General features: G+C 68.1%; 16 protein-coding genes. 10 read left to right on the forward strand and 6 right to left on the reverse strand.

What is annotated here, in order from left to right:
- Position 1: 1 nt before the first annotated feature.
- The 4 genes from AQI70_RS13390 to AQI70_RS13405 all read right to left on the reverse strand — a co-directional run bounded on the left by AQI70_RS13390 (position 2) and on the right by AQI70_RS13405 (position 4,528).
- Positions 2-901, reverse strand: a complete 900-nt coding sequence (locus AQI70_RS13390) for an alpha/beta hydrolase (RefSeq protein WP_208607350.1) — start codon at positions 899-901, stop codon at positions 2-4.
- A 138-nt stretch (positions 902-1,039) separates the two neighbouring features.
- Complete coding sequence (locus AQI70_RS13395; RefSeq protein WP_208607351.1) at positions 1,040-2,464, reverse strand: flavin-containing monooxygenase; 1,425 nt, start codon at positions 2,462-2,464, stop codon at positions 1,040-1,042.
- Between the two features lie 38 nt (positions 2,465-2,502).
- Positions 2,503-3,900, reverse strand: coding sequence for an FAD-binding oxidoreductase (locus AQI70_RS13400; RefSeq protein ID WP_062148107.1), 1,398 nt, complete (start codon positions 3,898-3,900; stop codon positions 2,503-2,505).
- 43 nt (positions 3,901-3,943) lie between these two features.
- Positions 3,944-4,528: an acyl-CoA thioesterase gene (locus AQI70_RS13405; protein WP_159042654.1), complete on the reverse strand. Its 585-nt coding sequence runs from the start codon at positions 4,526-4,528 to the stop codon at positions 3,944-3,946.
- Between the two features lie 260 nt (positions 4,529-4,788).
- Between AQI70_RS13405 and AQI70_RS40895 the strand changes: the two genes are divergently transcribed.
- The 10 genes from AQI70_RS40895 (at position 4,789) to AQI70_RS13460 (ending at position 16,848) form a co-directional block, all read left to right on the forward strand.
- The gene (locus tag AQI70_RS40895; protein WP_062148112.1) at positions 4,789-5,235 is read left to right on the forward strand and encodes a 4'-phosphopantetheinyl transferase superfamily protein; all 447 of its coding nucleotides are present in this window, start codon (positions 4,789-4,791) and stop codon (positions 5,233-5,235) included.
- The gene (locus AQI70_RS13415) at positions 5,232-6,227 is read left to right on the forward strand and encodes an ACP S-malonyltransferase (RefSeq protein WP_107116982.1); all 996 of its coding nucleotides are present in this window, start codon (positions 5,232-5,234) and stop codon (positions 6,225-6,227) included. The genes AQI70_RS40895 and AQI70_RS13415 overlap by 4 nt, the downstream gene beginning before the upstream one ends.
- On the forward strand, positions 6,224-6,970 hold the full coding sequence (locus AQI70_RS13420; protein ID WP_062148115.1) for an SDR family NAD(P)-dependent oxidoreductase: 747 nt from the start codon (positions 6,224-6,226) through the stop codon (positions 6,968-6,970). The genes AQI70_RS13415 and AQI70_RS13420 overlap by 4 nt, the downstream gene beginning before the upstream one ends.
- Before the next feature lie 44 nt (positions 6,971-7,014).
- Positions 7,015-7,302, forward strand: coding sequence for an acyl carrier protein (locus tag AQI70_RS13425; protein ID WP_079051271.1), 288 nt, complete (start codon positions 7,015-7,017; stop codon positions 7,300-7,302).
- Positions 7,299-7,796, forward strand: coding sequence for a 3-hydroxyacyl-ACP dehydratase FabZ (gene fabZ, locus AQI70_RS13430; protein WP_062148118.1), 498 nt, complete (start codon positions 7,299-7,301; stop codon positions 7,794-7,796). The genes AQI70_RS13425 and fabZ overlap by 4 nt, the downstream gene beginning before the upstream one ends.
- A gap of 97 nt (positions 7,797-7,893) precedes the next feature.
- Positions 7,894-8,913, forward strand: a complete 1,020-nt coding sequence (locus AQI70_RS13435) for a glycine cleavage T C-terminal barrel domain-containing protein (protein ID WP_062148120.1) — start codon at positions 7,894-7,896, stop codon at positions 8,911-8,913.
- Positions 8,914-8,975: 62 nt separating this feature from the next.
- Positions 8,976-11,444 carry a beta-ketoacyl-[acyl-carrier-protein] synthase family protein gene (locus tag AQI70_RS13440; protein WP_062148123.1) on the forward strand — a complete coding sequence of 823 codons (2,469 nt, stop codon included), beginning with the start codon at positions 8,976-8,978 and terminating at the stop codon, positions 11,442-11,444.
- Between the two features lie 576 nt (positions 11,445-12,020).
- Positions 12,021-12,752, forward strand: a complete 732-nt coding sequence (locus AQI70_RS13450) for an SDR family NAD(P)-dependent oxidoreductase (protein WP_208607352.1) — start codon at positions 12,021-12,023, stop codon at positions 12,750-12,752.
- Positions 12,753-12,788: 36 nt separating this feature from the next.
- Positions 12,789-14,453 (forward strand): DHA2 family efflux MFS transporter permease subunit, encoded by a 1,665-nt coding sequence (locus AQI70_RS13455; RefSeq protein WP_062148129.1) that lies wholly within the window; start codon positions 12,789-12,791, stop codon positions 14,451-14,453.
- 262 nt (positions 14,454-14,715) lie between these two features.
- Positions 14,716-16,848, forward strand: coding sequence for an MMPL family transporter (locus tag AQI70_RS13460; RefSeq protein WP_062148132.1), 2,133 nt, complete (start codon positions 14,716-14,718; stop codon positions 16,846-16,848).
- Positions 16,849-16,929: 81 nt separating this feature from the next.
- On the opposite strand, the gene AQI70_RS13465 is transcribed toward AQI70_RS13460, so the two are convergent.
- Positions 16,930-18,765: an AMP-dependent synthetase/ligase gene (locus AQI70_RS13465; RefSeq protein ID WP_062148135.1), complete on the reverse strand. Its 1,836-nt coding sequence runs from the start codon at positions 18,763-18,765 to the stop codon at positions 16,930-16,932.
- Positions 18,762-19,364 carry a helix-turn-helix domain-containing protein gene (locus AQI70_RS13470; protein ID WP_079051272.1) on the reverse strand — a complete coding sequence of 201 codons (603 nt, stop codon included), beginning with the start codon at positions 19,362-19,364 and terminating at the stop codon, positions 18,762-18,764. Before AQI70_RS13470 ends, AQI70_RS13465 begins: the two co-directional genes overlap by 4 nt.
- Between the last annotated feature and the right edge of the window lie 255 nt (positions 19,365-19,619).

The raw sequence follows: 19,619 nt of genomic DNA on the forward strand, positions 1-19,619 counted from the left end.
CCTAGGCGGCGCAGTGGGCGCGCAGGGCGGCGGTGATGTCCTGGCGTGCCTGCTGTGCCGCGGTGAGCCAGGGCAGCAGGAAGAAGACGTGCAGCGCGCCGTTGTAGCGCTGTGTCGTGGCGGTCACGTGGCTGCTCCGCAGACGCCGGGCGTACTCCTCCGCTTCATCTCTGAGCGGGTCGCATTCGGCGGTGAGGATCAGCGCCGGCGGGAGTCCGGCATGGTCTTCGGCGAGCAGGGGGGAGGCGTAGGGGTTGACCGCTTCCTCGGGGGAGGGCAGGTAGAGGTTCCAGAAGTGGTCCATGGAGGCACGGGTGTTGAGATGGCCCGTGGCGTACTGGTCGTAGGAGGGGAAGGGGGGATCGCCTGCGGGGGCGAGAGGGGGGCAGATGAGCACTTGCAGGTCGATGTGCGGACCGCCGCGGTCTCTGGCCATGAGGCAGGCGGCAGCTGCCAGATTCCCTCCGGCGCTCTCTCCCGCGATGACCAGCCGTCCGTCCGCCCCCAACTCCTTGGTCCGCACGGCCAGGGCCTTGACGGCGGCGTAGGCGTCCTCGGCGGGTCCGGGGAAGCGGGTCTCGGGAGCGCGTCGGTATTCGACACTGGCCACCACGGCGCCGGTGGCGTTGGCGAGGCTCCGCAGCGGTGTGTCGAGCAGTTCGACATCTCCGGCGATCCAGCCCCCGCCGTGGAAGAACACCATCAGCGGACGGGGACGTCCGGGCTGCTGGACGGGCATATAGACACGGACGGGCAGCAGCCCCGCGGGGCCGGGTATGTGGGTCTCGGTAATCTTTTCCACGGTCTCGGCAGGGCCTTGGGCCTGCCTGAGGCCGCTCATGAGTTCACGGGTGGTGGGTACGCCGACCTGGTCGAAAGGCGGCATACGCTGTTCTGCCACACGATCGAGGAAGGCAGCGGCCTGCGGGTGCAACGGCACAGCGACTCCCATGCGTTGTAGACGCCTTCACGGCGCAGTGGGCTGGTGGACGCAGCGGCGGGTCATCATCAGGCGGGGCGTGGCCCGCATGTCACGGCTTCAGCCGCCCGGCTGGTAGTGCGCCAGGTTCACCCGCCTCGTACGGCGTCGGTACTCCGTGGTCTGACCAGGCCAGTTGGTGGTGACGTGTTCGTTCGTTCCCCGGTACCAGTTGCGGCAGGTGGCCCACACCGTGCCGCTCAGACGTCGGCGCATCTCGGCGGTGAAGCTCGCCTCGGTCTCGGGCCGGACCTCGAGGTGCCTGCGCCTTCCCCTCCTGATCAGGCGCAGGGCGTCGATGATGTAGCGGATCTGGCTTTCGACCATGTAGACGACCGAGCCGGCACCGACGTTCGTGTGCGGGCCGTACAGCAGGAACATGTTGGGGAAGCCGGGGACGGTCATCCCGAGGTGAGCCCGTGCGCCGTCTCGCCAGGTGTCGGACAGTACGCGGCGGCCACGGCCTGTGATCCGCAAGGACGCGAGGAAGTTGGTGGCGCAGAATCCCGTGGCGTAGATGATGGCGTCAACCCGGTGTTCCGCCCCTCTCCCGGTGCGGACGCCGTGTTCGGTGATCTCACTGATCGTGTCGGTGACCAGTTCGACGTGGGGCCGGTTGAAGGTCGGATAGTAGTCGCTCGAGATGCCGATCCTCTTGCAGCCCACCTCGTCCTGGGGCGTGAGGCGCTCGCGGACGGACGGGTCGTGGACCTGTCGCTCCAGTTGGGCGGCGCAGCCATAGGAGGTCAGGCGGCTGATCGGCCAGCGGCGGGTCAGGCCGGGTACCGCCGACTCGTTGAACAGCCACCACCCGAGTCGTGCCGCTTTGCCGGCGAGCCGGCCGACACCGGCCGAGCGACGGCGGTAGGCACGGTCCCAGCGCGGCACGATGTAGGGCGCTGAACGCTGAAATACCGTCAGGTGCGCTGCTTGCGCGGCGACCTGGGGGACGATCTGTATGGCGCTCGCTCCGGTCCCGATGACCGCGACCCTACGGCCGCGCAGGTCGTAGCTGTGGTCCCAGCGCGCGGAGTGAAAGGACTTGCCGGTGAAGCGGTCGGCGCCGGGGATGTCGGGGTAGAACGGTTGGTTCAGCTGACCGCATGCCGGGACGAGGACGTCCGCTTCGAGAATCTCCCCCGTCCCGGTGCGCACCCGCCAGCGCCCTGCGCCCTCGTCGAAATCCGCCCGGCGGACTTCCGTCCCGAGCCGCAGGTGCTCGTCGAGGCCGTGCTTGTCGGCGCAGCCGCGCAAATAGTCGAGGATCTCCCGCTGGCCGGCGTAGCGCTGGGTCCAGTTATGGGGTTCGAAGGAATACGAATACAGGTGAGCGGGGATGTCGCACGCCGCGCCCGGATAGGTGTTGTCCCGCCACACCCCGCCGATGTCGTCGGCCTTCTCCAGGATGGTGAAGTGGTGATGGCCGCTTCGCTTGAGGGCCATGCCCAGGCCCAGGCCGCTCAGCCCGGCCCCGACGATGAGCACGTGGGGAACGTCGTTCCGGCGGCGTGGGGGCCGGCGGATCATGACGCCTCGCCGGACGCTGGAGGGATGTTGTGGTTGAACCGCAGCACGTTGTGGGGGTCGTACTGGGCCTTGACCTCGGACAGGCGTGCCAGCCGGTGGTCGTTCCAGAAGGCGCGGACACGGTCGGTGTCGTCGTCTTCGGAGGTCGTGTTCAGGTAGGTGTTGCCGGAGCCGAAGGTCTTCAGCATCGTTCCCACGTTCTTCACCCAGGTGCGGCAACGATCGGAGTCCGCCTCGTCCTTCCACTGGCAGATCACGTGGATCAGCCAGCTGTCCTCACGATGCGCGAACGCCGTGGCGTCAGGGGGCACGTCGGTCGCTGCCGTGTCGAAGGGGTGGATGTTGACGGTGGTGAGCGAGGAGGGCAGATCGCTGCCGATGGCGGCGAGGACGGCGATCTCCTCGGTGCCCATGCGGGGCAGGAACTCGCTGGTCCAGTAATGGAGATTGCCGGCCGGGGTGAAGGTGTCGAGCATGGACTGCACCGCCACGAGCGGCATCGGGCCGATGCTGTCATAGAGCGGACCACCGTACTCCCGAAGAGGCCTGACGGCCTCCCATGCCTCTTCCATCGGCCCGAAGTAGCGCACGAACAGCGTGATCAGCGGCACGCCGTGGAAGGCCTCGGGCACGAAGTCCGCCGCGGGAGCGTGGATGAACAGGGCGTCCGCGCTGAGATGCGCCGGGCTGGTGGCGCTGAAGTCCCGCAAGAACGCGAGAACCTCCTCCGCCTGGTCGACCGGGTGCGCCAGGAATCCCGCCAGCATGGTCGGGCCGACCGGGTGGGCGCGGAACTCGAAAGAGGTGACCACGCCGAAGTTCCCGCCGCCCCCACGCAGTGCCCAGAACAGTTCCGGATGGCTGTCGGCGCTCGCCGTCACCAGCTCGCCGTCCACGGTGACCATGTCGGCGGACAGGAGGTTGTCGCACGTCAGCCCGTACTTGTGGAGCATCATGCCCACGCCGCCGTTGAGGGTGAGTCCCGCGATGCCGGTCTCTGACATCTGTCCGGTGGGGATGGCGAGGCCGTGCAGCTGCGTCTCGCGGTCCACGTCTGCGAGCAGTGCGCCGCCCTGGACCCGCACCGTGCGGCGCACCGGGTCGACGTGGACACCCCGCATGCGGGAGAGGTCGATGACCAGGCCGCCGTCGCACGTACCGTGACCTGCGACGCTGTGTCCGCCGCCGCGGACGGCGATCAGCAGCCCCTCCTCGCGGGCGAAGCGGATCGCCTGGACGACGTCGGCAGTGCCCAGGCATCGCGCGATAGCCGCCGGGCGCTTGTCGATCATGGCGTTGTAGACCCGGCGCGCGGTGTCGTAGCCGGCGTCTGCAGGCCTGAGAACCTCGCCGAGCAGCGCGCCGCGCAGGCGATCGAGCGCATCATTGTTCATGAAATCTCTCCGCGTGTTTGAGTCCGGCCAGGAGGAGGCGCTGTCACTTTCGGGCGATGACGGACGTCGTCGCGGCGGGTTCCACAGCGCGCTTTCCCTTGTTCTGCCTTCGGTTCTCCAGGAATTCCACGAATGCGTGGTGCATGCCGTCCGGGATCTTTGTCAGCACGCCGCGCTCGGGGTCGACAAAGGCGTGGACGGTCCGGGCCTCGGCGATAAGTTGACCGCCGCGTTTCCGGTAGATCTCGTAATAGTAGGTCAGGGTGCCCGGAGTGGCCGCCCAGGTCTTGACCACGAGATCGTCCAGATATTTTGCCGCAGCGTGGTACCGGACCTGCAGATCGGTCGTCGCGATCTGGTACTTGCGGTAATCGGCGCCGATGTCCAGGGCGAATTTCTCCCGCCCCAGATCGAACCACGGGATGTAGCTGGCGTAGTAGGCGTGTCCCTGCAGGTCGCACTCCCCCCACCGGACCCGGACCGTGGCCTCTACGTTGACGTCGCGCATGATGTTGGTCGCGGACTGCACTAGACGCGGCATGTTTCGTTGATCCTCCCGAACGCGCGGGCGCTTTACCGGCATGAAATCCTGCGCCATCCACCACGGGCCGGCCTGCCCGAATGCCAAGAACGCTAGGAATTGACCAGGCAGCACGTCAATCGCCGAACTCGAATATTTCCAGTTTCTTTCAAATCTTTCAGCACTGTTTCGGCATATTCAGCGACCGCGCGTGACGCTGACCAGGATCTTACGCTGCCATTGACCCGGCGAGAATGCCCCCATAAGGTCATCCCGACCGAAGGGGAATTACTCACTTTTCGGCTCGGCCTCGGCCTATCAAGCAGTCCATTCCTATCGCCTTCCGGTGAAGAGGCGGAGAGTATGCCATGCTAATTTCGGATGCGGTCCGGAGAATTCCGGCGCACCTGCAATCGGCCGGTGTGGACCTAGTGGACCTGGCGCGCTTCGAGCGGGCCGTGGACCGCTGCGGGGACTCACTGGCGTTTCGGTACTTCACAGCGCACGAACGCCGGATTGCCAAGGAATGGGCCACGGAGGAGCGGTCCGCCGCTGAGGTCCTCGCTCACTTCTTCGGAGTGAAGGAAAGCGTCGTCAAGCTGATGGGGGGCCTTCCCGCCGCCGGCCGACTGGCCGATATCTCTGTGGCCGTCCCGGACGGCGGCTGGGGCTCGGAGCACTGGACAGTGCACCTGAGCGGTCCGCTGGCCCCATGGTCCCGGTCCGACCACGGGATCGTGGGTGCCTCAGCCCGGCTGGAGGATGGTCTGGCGCTCGCTTGGGCCGCGGCTCCCAGCGAGGGTGGGGCGCCATGACCTCGAGCACCGCCTTCGTCTTTCCCGGGCAAGGCAGCCAGTTCCCGGGGATGGGTCATGAGCTGTTCCGATTGGGCCCACAGGCCAAGGCCCTCGCCGACAGAGCCGAAGAGGTCACGGGTCTGCCTGTGATCGAGCTGATGACGCGTGCTGACGCCGCGACGCTCGCCGATCCGGAGCTCGCCCAAGTACTCGTCCTGGTCTGGTCGCTGGCGGCGCTGGAGCGGCTACGTCAAGCAGGCTGGCGGCCGAGCGCTGTCGCCGGTCACAGCCTGGGGGAATACACCGCACTCGTGGCCTGCGGCAGTCTTGACACCGACACCGCGCTGTCACTGGTGGCCTGCCGGGGCAAGGCGATGGCGCACGCCGCACGCAGCCGGCCAGGCGGTATGGCGGCCATCGTCGGACTCGCCTCGCAGGAAGTACAGGCACTGTGCACGCAGGCCTCGACGGGGAACGAGATCGCCGTCATCGCCAACTGGAACTCACCTCGCCAACTGGTTGTGGCCGGCACCGTCCAAGGGGTCGACCACGTCGTTCGGGCGGCGACCCGCGCCGGGGCCTTGAGAGCCCGTCGGCTGGCCGTCGGGGGTGGTTACCACTCCCCGCTCATGAACGACGCCCACGGCCGCCTGGCGGGCCTTCTGGCCACCGTCCCACTCGGCAACCCATCCATTCCGTTCGTCTCCAGCACCACCGGCAGCCACATCACCGACATCCACACGTACCGCAGCAACCTGCAGGCACAGGTGATCTCACCGGTCCGCTGGAGCGACACAGTTCAGGCCCTGGGCACACTCGGCGCCACCACCTACATCGAGGCGGGCCCCGGCCGGGTACTGAGCGGCCTCGGTCGTGAAATGGCTCGCGCCGCCCGGCACTTGGGGACCTGGGAAGCCCTGCGTCATGCGATGCCGGCAGACATCGCCCGCGGCCCGGACGACGGAAAGCGTCCGGTCGCCACCGCCCTCCACCGAAGGAACGCGACGTGAGTGAACTCAAGGGGCAGATCGTACTGGTTACCGGAGCCACCAAGGGCATCGGCCTCGCGGTGGCGACCGAGCTGGCCCGCTGCGGCGCCACTGTCCTGATGAACCACCGCGGCAAGCCGGAACAGGCCCTCGACGCTCTGGAGCAGGTGCGAGAGATCAGCCAGGATGCCCACCTGCTGCGGGCCGACATCGCCGACGCCTCCGACGTAGAGCGCATGTTCCGGCAGATCAGAGCCGATCACGGACGGCTCGACGCCTTCGTCAACAACGCAGGCATCACCCTGGACGGCTACGCGCTCATGATGGGCGAGGCGAAGTGGCGCAAGGTCATCGACACCAACCTCACCGGCGCATTCCTGTGTACGCGGGCCGCCGCCCGGCTCATGGCCCGCAGACGCACCGGGTCGATCGTCACCGTCAGCTCGACGAGCGCCCTGAGCCCCCCGGCGGGCCAGGCCAACTATGCGGCCGCCAAAGCCGGCGGCATCGCCCTGACGAAGGCACTCGCCAAGGAACTGGGCTCCTACGGCATCCGAGTGAACTGCGTGATCCCCGGCTTCATCGATACCTCGATGACCCGTCAGATGCCACCCGAACGCCTTGAGGAGAACCTCCGGCATGTCCCCCTCGGCCGCATCGGCCGACCCGAAGAGGTCGCCTCCGTCGTGAAGTTCCTCCTCAGCGATGCGTCCACGTACGTGACCGGATCGTCGGTCGTCGTCGACGGAGGCCTCGTCTGCTGACCCTCCATCCCCGTCCACCGAACCGACATCGACAGGAGACAGACATGGTGATGACACTCAACGAAGCGACCCGCCGGGCGGCGGCTCGCCAGGAACTCTGCGCGCAGGTCAAGATCCTGCTGGTCGACCGCCTCTCGCTGGACGTCGACCCGGGCTCGATCGGGGACGACCAACCGCTCTTCGGCCGCGGCCTTGAGCTCGACTCCATCGACACCCTCGAACTGGCCATGGCGGTAGAGGACACCTTCGGTGTCACCGTCACCGACGACGACACCCACAGCCTGCTGTCGCTGAACCGGCTGGTAGATCACATCGAGAGGGCTCGGGCATGACCGCAGCGCCTTCCTCGCCGTCGGCACGCGTGGTGCTCAACGCCGACGACATCGCCCGAATGCTGCCGCACCGCCACCCGTTCTTCCTGCTGGACCGTGTCACGGCCCTCGAACCCGGCAAGAGCGCCGAGGCCATCAAGAACGTCACGGCCTCCGACGGCGTGTTGGCCGGCCATTTCCCCGGCCGCATGCTCTACCCGGGAGTCCTGCTCGTCGAATGCGTCGCACAGCTCGCGGCCGTCATCTACGGCAGCGCCGCCGCGCAGGCGTCCACCGGTGACCTGGTGGCCGATGTCGCCGACCGAGTCGGCTACCTCGCCGAGATCCGCCAAGCCAAGTTCCTCAAACCGGTCGTCCCCGGAGACCAGGTCGTCTTCCGAGCCCACAGCGGCCCACGACTGGCCGGACTGATCTCGGTATCCGGCCAGGCATCGGTCGGTCGGGAGCTGGTCATGACCGCCCGACTGGCCGTCACCGAACTCGACCAGCCGTAGCCCCACCGGCACTCCTGCTCACGCCCCAGCCGTTCCGGCACATCCACCAGGGGCCGCGGATCCACTCAACACCGCCACCACTGAACACGGAGAAACGATGAAGACTCGCTTCACCACCACGGACGAGGAGTACGCGGCCCTGCGCCGCAACACGGGCCTCATCCACTACCAGGGCGCAGGGCTGCTCACGGTGACCGGACCCGAGGCCGCCGGCTTTCTCGGCCGGGTCGGGACACGCAGCATCGACTTCCTGCTCGAGGGCCAGAGCACGGCCTCGCTACTGCTCCGCGAAGACGGCACCATCATCGCCGAAACGCTCATCCATTGCTGGGGCACCGACTACCTCGTGGAGATCTGGCCTGCCCAGGCGACCGAGGCCACGGCCCACCTGCTCGCGGCGGCGGACGGATTCGCTGACGTCACCGTCGAGGATGTCAGCGAGGCCTACACCATCCTCGGCTTGGAGGGCCCTTCCTCCTTCAAGATGGCCCAGAAGTACCTCGACTTCCCCATCGCCTCCCTCGCCTATCGCAGCTGCGCCGCTGTTGAGTGGGGTGGCGAAGCAGTGACCCTGTCGCGGACCGGGATCACCGGCGAATACGGCTACAAGTTCATCGTCCCGTCCGCCGGTGCCCCCAGGCTGCGGGCCGAACTCCTGGAACTGGGGGCTGTCGAGTGCGGTAAGGACGCGCTCGACATCTGCCGCATGGAGGTCCGCTTCGCCGGCCTCGAACACGAGCACGCCGGTGGACCGATCACCCCTTTCGATGTGGGTCTGCAGTGGATGCTCGACACTGGCCAGGACTTCGTCGGCCGGGAAGCCCTGGAGCAGCGCAGCCGCCATGGGGGCAGGTCCCCGGTGTGCTGGGTCGCCGACGCCGCTCTGGAAACCGCACCTGCCCGCGGGACCGCGATCGCGGTCAGTGACGCGGAGATCGGCATCGTGACGCACTGCGTCTGGTCCCCCACGCTGGCCCGGCACATCGGTACTGCCGTGGTCGACCCCGCGGTGGCGGCCTCCGGGCAGGAGTTCCAGCTCGCCGGCACTGCCATGACAGTGCGCACCATCTCCGCGCCCTTCCTGACGGCGACCAGCCTCGCCGTACCCCTCGACTGAGCCGCGCCCGGAGCGGCTCCCTCGACCTCCAGGCCACCGGCCCGCGAACAGGAGAAGACAGCATGAGTCCCAACAAGCGGCGAGAAGTCAGCGTCGCCGTCACCGGTGTCGGCATCACGTGCGCGCTCGGCAACGGGGTGGAACAGGTGTGGCGGGCGGTACGCGACGGCGTGAGCGGGATCGGCAAGACCAGGCGCCTCGATGTCTCCGCCCTCAGCTGCCAGTACTCCGGTGAGGTGCAGTCCGTCCCTGTCAACGGGCGCCGGATCACTGGGCGCCAGGACCGCGCGACGCGGCTCGCACTGGCGGCGGTGGACGAAGCCGTGAGCAGCGCGCACCTGTCGCTGCCCGAGTTCGACCCCTACCGCGTGGGGGTAGCTGTCGGCACCTCCGTCGGGGGCCTGGACCAGGGGGAGCGTTTCCACTGGGACGTCCTCGAAGGAGGAGCCGCGGCCGGGCGGCCTGGCCAACTGACGAACTACGCGCTGTACACCTCGGCGGACGCGATCAGCGTGGCGTTCCGCCTCCAAGGCCCCAAGGTCGTGATCTCCAATGCCTGCGCGGCCGGCGCCAATTCCATCGGTTACGCCGTGGACACGATTCGTGAGGGGCGGGCCGACGTCATGGTCGCCGGCGGGGTGGACGTGCTGGACATTCTCTCCCTGGCCGGATTCGACAGCCTCAACGCCCTGGACCCCGAGCCGTGCGCTCCCTATTCACGCAGCACCGGCCTCAACCTCGGCGAGGGAGCGGCCTTTCTCGTCCTGGAGGCAGAGTCGGTCGCCCGCCGACGTCAAGCTCCCGTTCTCGGTTACGTCCTCGGGTATGCGCTGACGAGCGACGCCTACCACGCCACTGCCCCCGACCCGGCGGGCAGCGGCGCGTCCAGAGCAATGCGTCGCGGGCTCGCGCAGGCATCGCTGACACCTGACCAGGTCGACTACGTCAACGGCCACGGCACAGGAACGCCGACCAACGACAAGGCTGAAGCCAAGGCGGTGGCCGACCTCTTCGCCGACTCACCCTCCACCCCGATGAGCAGTACCAAGTCACAGGTCGGGCACATGCTGGGTGCCGCCGGCGCCATGGAGGCGGCGACCTGCGTCCTAGCGCTGCGTGACGGTGTGATCCCGCCAACCGTCAACGTCGATGACGCCTCCCGTCCGCCCCGGGACATCGTGGCCAACACGTCGCGGCCTCAGGCCCTGGACGTCGTTGTCTCCAATTCCTTCGCCTTCGGCGGCAACAACTGCTCCCTGGTGCTGGGCCGTCGGCCCATTCCGCCGGCCCTCGTTCCCGATCACCGCGTGGTCATCACGGGTGCCGGCCCTGTCACCGCCCTCGGCAGCGGACGGCAAGCGCTGGTGGACGCACTCAAAGCGGGAACCAGCGCGATCGGTGAGGCGCGACTCACCGACCTCCCGCTGTCCCGGACCCAGCGTGCCGCTGAGATCGACAGCGCCGAATGCCGCCGTCACGTCGACCCGGCCTACGCCCGCCGCCTCGATCAGATCGGTCTGCTCACCCTCGCCGCCAGCCGGATAGCACTCAGCGATGCCGGTCTACGCATCACCAAGGCCAACGCGGAACGCGTGGGCCTGATCTTCGGCACCTTCAGCGGACCGATTCAGACCGTCGCCCAGCTCAGCGAGACCATCGGCACGGTCGGGCCTCACCGGGTCAACCCCCGGCTCTTTCCCAACTCGGTGATGAACGCCGCGGCAGGCCACGCGTGCCTGGCACTGCAGATCCGCGGTCCGCTGTCGACGTTGGCCACCGGCTGCGCCTCCGGCCTTAGCGGTCTTGCTTACGCCGCTGACCTCGTGCGGCGTGGCGAGGCCGATGTCATGCTCGCGGTCAGCGCCGATGAGCTGACACCCCTGCTCCACTGCGGCTTCGACCGCATGGGCCTGCTCTCCGAGACCACGATCCGGCCCTACGACCAGGCCCCGAGCGGCATGGTGCTGGGGGCGGGCAGCACGGCACTGGTCGTCGAATCGCTCGACCACGCGCTCAGCCGCGGAGCCACCATTCTCGCCGAGATCAGGGGGCACGCCGTCACATCGGACGCCTACCGGGTCGCGGGCAACGACCCCTCCGGACGAGCCTGGGCGGAGAGCTTTCACCGCGCCCTTGCCGATGCCGGGCTGTCTGCCGGTGACATCGGCACCGTGTACGGCGACGCGCGCGGCACCGCCCCGTTCGATCTCGCGGAAGCCCGCGCTGTCGCGGAAGTCTTCCAGCCCGGGAGCGTCCAGCTGAGCAACCTCAGCCCCTACGTCGGCCACGTCCACAGCACGACATCCTTGATGTCAACGGTCTGCGCCACCGAAACCGTGCGCACAGGCTGGAGTCCTCAGACGCCGGCACCCGCACATCCCGTGGAAGGGGTCGCCGAATTCCTGCGCCCGAGGGATGGCGCGGGTGCGCCCTGCCTGATCACGGCGGCCAACTGGGGAGGCACATACGTTTCCTTGATCCTGGCGGCGTTTCATGACACGCAGCTGTCCGACGCGCGGGAGGGAGCGTGATGGCCACCCCGCCCCCCATGCCCACACCTCCCCCGGCACTGCCCGCGCAACTCGCCGAAGCCTGCCGGCCTGTCGTCCCTCGGTTGGCCGACTGGCTGACCGTGGCCGAAATGGTGGCCTGCGTCCTCACGCCGTTCCAGCCCGCCCAGCCGGTGTCCCCCGTGCGAAGGGGGCTGCGATGACCGCGCCGTCCCGTGCCCTGGTGCTCCTGTCCCCCCAGCAGATACCGCCGGCTGACGACCCGCAGTGGGAAGACTGGCTCACAGCCACGGAACTGATGTACAGCCACGGCTTCCGGCGCGCCCATGAGCACCTGGCCGCGCGAAAGGCGGCGAAGCAGGCCGCGGCGCGACTCCTGGGACTGCCGCTGGTCCCCGATATGTGGCACGCGATGGAGATACACCGCAGAACCGGCTCGGGACCTGCCCTGAACTTCACGGGTGCAGCCGCACATCAGCTGCGGCGTCTCGCAGTCCCGCACCCGGCGCTTTCCTTGACGCACGCGCGGGGATACGCCGCGGCACTCGCATGGATCCCGGCCCGGAGCGCCGGATCATGAGGAGTCCCGAGAGCCAAGTGGCCATCGTCACGGGTGCGCTCGGCGGCATCGGCAGTGCCGTCGCCGAGCACTTCCTCGACCGTGGGATGGGAGTCCTGCTCACCGACCTGGACGGCGAGGAATGTCAGCAGGCCGCCCGCGAACTCAACCGCCGCGGAAAACCCGGACGCGCGGTGGGGTGCGTGCTGGACGTGACCGACCGAGCGGCATGGGAACGGGTGACACGTCTGGCCCGCCGCCGATTCGGACGCTTGACCATCCTGGTCAACAACGCCGGTGTGCTGGGACACAACCCGCTGGAACACGTCAGCGAGCAGGAGTGGAAACGCGTGGTGACGGTCTGCCAGAGCGGCACCTTCCTGGGCATGAAAGCGGCCGTCCCGTGTATGCGCTCGGCAGGTGGCGGAGCGATCGTCAACGTTGCCTCGATCTACGCGCTGATCGGCTCCGGCGCCTCCTTCGCCTACCACGCAGCCAAGGGGGCAGTACGTTCCATGACGACCGCCGCCGCCGTCGAGCTCGCCCCTCATGGCATCCGCGTGAACGCCGTCTATCCCGGCATGGTCCGCACCTCCATGACCGCCCAGGCGCCGGGCCCCCTCGTCGAGGACGTGGTCGATGCCACTCCCTTGCGCCGGTACGCCCGCCCGGACGAGATCGCCGCAGCTGTGGGATTCCTCGCCTCACCGGCGGCCTCCTACATCACTGGCGCCGAACTCGTCGTCGACGGCGGCTACACCGCCCGGTAGCCGAGCGTTCTGCGCCGCGGAAAGGAGGCGAAACCGGTGAGAGCATCAGCGTCCCCCGGCCCTTGGACGGTTCTGGCCACCCTGTGCACGGGCTTCTTCCTGATCATGCTCGATACCACGATGGTCAACGCGGCCGTTCCGGTCATGCTCAGCCACCTCGGCGGCGGTCTGCGGGACGCACTGTGGGTGGTGAACGCCTACGTGCTGGCCATGGCCGTCTTCCTGATCACGGCCGGACGCCTCGGTGACCGCTTCGGTCCCAAACGCGTCTATCTCACAGGGCTGCTGACGTTCACCGTCGCCTCCGGACTCTGCGGAATGGCCGGCACCACCGGCCAGTTGATCATTCTGCGTGGTCTCCAAGGCCTGGGAGCAGCGCTGCTCATTCCGCAGACCAGTGCTTTCATCGCCGTTCTGTTCCCTCCTGAGCGCCGTGGCACGGCCTTCGGCGTCTGGAGTGGCGTGATCGGACTGTCCGCCGTGGCCGGGCCGCTCGCGGGAGGGGCGCTGATCGCCGCGGCAGGCTGGGAATGGATCTTCCTGGTGAATGTGCCGGTCGGTCTGGTCGCGCTCGCCCTCGCCGCGGTGATCGTTCCCGATCACCGCCCGCGCATTCGCCACCGCTGGGACCTTCCCGGCACGCTGCTGGTCACGTCCGGCCTGGCCGCTGTCTCGTACGGCCTGCTGGAACACCGACACGGAGCATCCGCAGGCTCCACCGAACCCGCCGCCCTGGCATCGCTCGTCGCCGGAGTGATTCTGCTGCTCACCTTCGTGGTTCAGCAGCGGACCAATCACCGCGAGCCGCTGGTGCCGCACGCACTGTACGGGCAGCGCGACTTCGTGCGGGCCGCGGTCATCGGCGCCGGGGTCTATTTCGCCGTCGTCGGCACGGCACTGCCACTGCTGTTCTTCCTCCAGCGCGTCCTGGGCAACGACCCGCTGGCGGCCGCACAGGTCACCGCGCCCTCCGCGCTCATGGTCGGTGTCGTCGCCCTCGTCGTGGGCCGGTTGAGCAACGGCCGTCGCGCCAAACCGCTGCTCGTCATCGGTCTGCTGACCTACGCGGCCGGCCTGGCCCTGGTGTCGCTCTGCGCGGAGCCCGGCATGAACGCGTGGCGGCTCCTGCCTGCCATGCTTGTCACCGATGCCGGCATCGGATGCACCCTGGCGCCCGTCACCAAACTTGCCCTCGACAGCGTAGGCAGTTCCATGCTCTCAAGCGCATCCGGAGTGCTCAACACTGCGCGGCAGGTGGGTGGGGTCCTGGGCGGCGTGGCCGTCGGCGCACTGCTGCAGGCGCGGAAAGCTGCTGAACTACGCAGCGGCGCCCGGACTGCCGCACCCGAACTGCCCCCGCTGCTGCGCGGCCCGTTCACCGACGCGCTCGCCCGGGCCTCTGGTGACTCCATCACATCCGACGCGCTTCCCGCCCACCTGAGCCCGTCGCAGCGCGACCACATCAGCGCTCTCGCGGACGTCGTCTTTCAGCAGGCGTTTGTCGACGCCTGGCGATCCACGCTGCTTCTGCCCATCAGCGTCATCCTGCTGTGTTGCCTGGTGAGCCGGCGTCTGTCCACCGGCGGCAGGACGCCGGTGAAACCGCTTCGCGGACGGCATGCCCGACGCCCGGGTCGGCGCGCCACGGGCATCCGCCGCGGCGTCGCATCCACCGCCACTGACAAATCCTCCCCCTCCTGACCGAGCACCGCGCCCTTACAGCATCACGTGGCGCTCGTCGCACCCGGCGCGGGCCACAGATGGGGAGACGCCGTTGATCCGCCACGGCACGGCCCAACGCCGACCTCGTCCGAGCGGGCGTGGTTCTCCGTACCGCAGGCGCACGCACCGTCACCGCGGCGCGCCTTCGACTGAATCTGCGGCGTCCATGGGGCGCTGCCTCTGACTACTCATCGACCTACACATCGACGCGCCAGGCGCGCCGGGCCTCGGGAGGCCAAGCATGCTACGACGACTCGGACTGTTCATCGCCCAACGCGCCCGCACCGTCCTGGTGTTGGCCGCGCTCATCACGCTCGCAGCAGGAGCCGTCGGCGCAGGCGTCTTCGGCCACCTCAAAGGCGGTGGTTTCAACGATCCGACCGCTCCATCCGCCAAAGCGGCCGGTTTGATCGACGAGCATCTCGGCGGCAGCACCGATCTCGTCCTCCTCGTCCGCCCGCGCCAGGGCACCGTCGACTCCCCTCCGGTGCAGAGCGCCGGTCGGCACTTGACCGACAAGCTCGCCGCTCGCCCGGGCGTCCAGAGCGTCACCTCCTATTGGCGCACGCCGCATGAGGACCTCAGGGCCCACAACGGCAGGACCGGGCTCGTACTCGTGCAGTTCGCCGGGGACAACGAGGAAGCCGCAACGCGGGCCGGCCCGCTGATCCGCGACTACGTCGCCGGCTCGGCAGCGGGCCCCGCCTTCACGGTTCTCTCAGGGGGCCCGTTGGGCATCAACCACGACGTCACCGTGCAGGTGGCCAAGGATTTGGGGTTGGCCGAAGCCATAGCCGTCCCGATCACGCTGCTCCTGCTCGTCATCGTCTTCCGTGGGCTGGTGCCCGCGCTGATTCCGTTGGCGACAGCCGCAGCGGCGATCTTTGGTACGTTCGCCGAGCTCAGAATCCTCGCCGCGGCCATCGATGTCTCCGTCTTCGCGCTCAACCTGACCACGGCGCTCGGGCTCGGACTCGCGATCGACTACGGGCTGCTGATGGTCAGCCGCTTCCGCGAGCAGATGACAGCCGCCCGCGACATCGAAGCAGCGGTGGTGTACACGGTTGCCACCGCCGGACGAACGATCGTCTTTTCCGCCGCTACGGTCATGGCCGCTTTGGCAACTCTGCTGGTCTTCCCGCTGTACTTCCTCAGGTCCTTCGCCTACGCCGGCGTCGGGGTCGTGGCCACCGCGGCCTTGGCAGCGCTCTTCGTCACGCCCGCGCTGCTGACCGTCTGTGGACACCGCGTTGCTCCGGCCACACCGACACGCCGCACAACAGATGGCAGCAGTGTCTGGCACGCGATCGCCCGCGTAGTGTGGCGGCGCCCTGCGGCAATCGCCATTCCTGCTGTCGCCGTTATGGCGCTCGCCGCAACGCCTCTGCTGGGCGTTTGCTTCGGGATGCCCGACGAGCGCGTCCTGCCGCAGAGCGCGACCAGCAGAACTGCGGCAACCGTTCTGCACTCCGACTTCCCTCACCTCAGCGGCGCCGGGGCCATTGATGTCGTGCTGACGGGCACGACCGAACCGAAAGACGTCGACGCATACGCGCGGAGCCTTCGGCGGGTGCCTGGCGTGGTGTCCGTCAACAGCAGAGCCGCATCCCGAGCAGGTGCTCTGCGCCCGGCCGACGCGATACGCCACGTCACCGTACGCGCCTCTCACGCCTCCAACTCCGCCGAAATGGAGAAGCTCGTGGGCGCTGTTCGTGCGGTGGCTCCTCCCAGTCACAGTACGGCGCTCGTGGGCGGTGCGGCCGCCCAGGTGGTCGATGCGAAACAGGCGATCAAGCACCGGCTCCCGTTTGTGATCGTGACGGTCGCCGCCAGCACCTTCGTCCTGCTGTTTCTGTTCACGGGCAGTGTGATACAGCCGCTGCGTGCACTGGCGTTCAACGCCGTCGGCCTGGCTGCCGTCCTCGGCACGCTCGTCTGGATCTTCCAGGACGGGAACCTTTCCTCCCTGCTGGGCTTTACCCCCATGCCGATGGACACAGCGATGACTCTGCTGATGTTCTGCATCGTCTTCGGCCTGTCCACGGACTACGAGGTGTTCGTGTTGGGCCGTATCAAGGAATTGCACGACCAGGGCCTTCCCGCAGAGCACGTGGTAACTCGGGGTCTCGCGCACACGGGGGCCATAGTGTCCGCGGCTGCGGCACTGCTCGCCGTGAGCCTGCTGGCCTTCACCACGAGCTCGGTCAGCTTCATCCAGATGTTCGGTCTCGGGAGCGGTCTGGCCATTCTCCTGGATGCCACGATCGTTCGTGGGGTTCTCCTGCCCGCCTGCTTCCGGCTGCTCGGAGAGCGCATCTGGTACTGCCCGCGACGGCTCCGGTCGCTGCACGCCAGGTTCGCCCTGACCGAGTGACCGCGCACCACATCACCTGGGCATGGGCGCAGCCGGGGCTTGAAAGCCCCGGCTGCGCCTGTTCGTTCCGGCGGCTCCCGCTCAGTCGTAGAGCGCCTCGAACCGGTCGCGGAAGCGGGTGTGCACGACGGGTCGTGCCACTTTCATGGAGATGGTCAGTTCACCGTCTTCCATGGACAGGTCGCGATCCAGCACGGTGAACGCCCGTGCGCGGTAGTACTCCTGAAGTGTTGAGTTGGCACGCGCCACTATCGCCTCAAGTTCACTGAGCAACTCGGGCTCGTGCACCAGCTCCGACAGGACGGTGGGCAGCCGGCGTTCGGCTGCCCAGCGCCGGGCGTGTGGTTCGTCCAAGGTGAGCAGCACGACGAGGTGGGGTCGGCGCTCTCCATAGGCCACGGCGTTGGAGATCAGGGGATTGGTTCGCAGCTCGCGCTCAAGGGGGTGGGGGGTCACGGCGACGCCGTGGGAGAGCTGTATCAGCTCCTTCTTGCGTCCGGTGAGGGTGAGGTAGCCGTCGCTGTCGATCGACCCGAGGTCACCGGTGTGGAGCCACCCGTCGCGCACCGCACCGAACTCGTCCTCGTGATATCCCCAGTAGCCGCGGAAGACGTTGGCGCCGCGGATCAGCACTTCACCATCGGGTGCGATGTCCACTTCGATGCCTGGCAACGGCCTTCCGACGGTGCCCAGGCGGTAATCGTCAGGGGAGTTGGACGTGGCCGCCGCAGCGGTTTCGGTCATCCCATAGCACTCCACGACAGGAAGGCCGCAACCGAGGAAGAACGCGAGAATCTCCTGCGACACGGGAGCACCTGACACGGTGACCCTGCGTACGCGGCCTCCGAAGTGCTCGCGCACGTCGGCGAACAGCGTCCGGTCCGCTTCGTCGAACCAGTCCTGGACATGGGGAGGGATCTGTTCGCCTCGGGCACGTTTCTCTCGCACCTCCAAGCCCGCGCGGGCCGCTTGAAGGAGCAGTGATCTGTCCTCCTGCGGCCAGGATGCGAGGACAGCGCTGTAGATCTGCTCCAGGGCCAGCGGCACCAGCGGCAGGATTCGAGGCTGCGCGTCGCGTATCTCGTCGGTCAGGCGGTCTTCGCTGCCGGCACGGCGGTAGGCGAGCGTGTAACGGGACCACCATGCCAGCACCTGCATCAGCATCGCGATGGTGTGGGGCCCCGTAACGACGAAGATCGTGCCGTGGCTGTGGCCGGCACCCACGTCCGGCCCGTGTGAAGGCTGGGGGTGAGCTCGCAGCACGCTGACGTAGTTGCCGTGGGTGAGGGCGCAGCCCTTTTTCGGACCCATGGTGCCCGAGGTGTAAATGATCGCGAACAGGTCCTCGGGCTTCACCGCCTCCGCGCGGCTCCTCAGCGCCTCCGCAGCGATGGCACGTTCGCCCAGTGAGCGCAGGTCGGCAAGGGTCATCGTCTTCGCGTCGCAGTCGCCGGCCTCCTGGTCCGAGGCGGCGGCCGGATCAGGGGGGTCGATCACGACGGCCTGCCGCAAGTGGGGCAGACGTGACCAAACCGCTTTCACCTTGGCCAGCTGCTCGGTGTTCTCGCACAGCACTGCCTGCGCGCCGCAGTCACCGAGGACGTGCTCGATCTCGTCCGGCACCGTGGTCGGCAGGAGCGAGACCACGACGAGCCCCACGGCCGCTGCGCCCATCAAGGTAAAGGTCCATTCGGGGCGCAGGGTACTGAGGACTGCCACGCGGTCTCCCGGTCTCAGTCCGAGCGCCATCAGGCCACGGGCCGTCTTCTCGCTGTCGTTCCAGGCTTCGGCATAGGTTCGGCGTTGGCGCACCCCGTCGGCGTCGCGCCACGTCACCGCTGTCGCCGCCGGCCACTGCTCGGCGTTCAGTCGTCCCAGGTGGGCCAGAGTCGTGGGGCGGAAGGTGGCGTCGATCATCCGGCATCACCGCCGAGGTCCGCATCCAGCAGATAGCCCCTGCGCCACACGGTCCTGATGATCAGACCGAGCGGTTCCAGGCGGCGACGCGCCCGCAGAACGCGCACATCAAGGGCATTCCGTCGCCGGGCGTCGCTGTCTGGCCACAGCCTCTGGGCCAGTTCCTCGCGCCTCACCACAGATCGGTACGACTCAAGCAGCAGACGCACGAGCTCGGCCTCCCCTGCGGCCAGCGGCAGGCGCCGCCCGGCGTAGTGGAGTACGTCCTGGGAATCGACCACCGGTGTCCGCGGGACCGCCCGTGCCCGCAATATCTCCCAGCGGGCCTGCAGTTCACCATCATCCACCGGTTCCCTGACCCAGTCCTCGAGCGGATCCAGTGTCGCGGGCGGCCGTGCACCTGGTGCCACGACCAGCAGCCGCGGCATCCGCCGCAGGCGGTATCGCTCGACCTCGGCGGCCTGCTCCGGCCAGCGCAAGAGGTGAACACGATGGGGACGAGATGTTCGTTGTTGATCATTCTGGACGGCTCTGGTGCCGTGGGCTGTGGGGCCGGGCAACCCCGCCGACAGACGCGGCACCGCGTGCTGAGAGGACATGCTTCTTCCTCAGGAATAGAAGGGGATGAGGGTCTCCGCGGAATTCGACACAAGCAGGGGCGATCAACCTGTTTCGCATTTGCTTCACAGCCCGACGGCCGGCGGGGGATCCCTCACCCCGGCACACCGCGGCCTCGTCGACGCAGTCGCGGACGAGGCACCGACGACGAAGGCATCGGCACTCCAGAAGGTCCCCTCTGGGCCCAGCGCTGTGTGCGGTTTCCGCGTCCGGTCGGATTGGCACGCTCGGGGACA

It is taken from the genome of Streptomyces curacoi (genome assembly GCF_001513975.1).
Lineage (GTDB): Bacteria > Actinomycetota > Actinomycetes > Streptomycetales > Streptomycetaceae > Streptomyces > Streptomyces curacoi.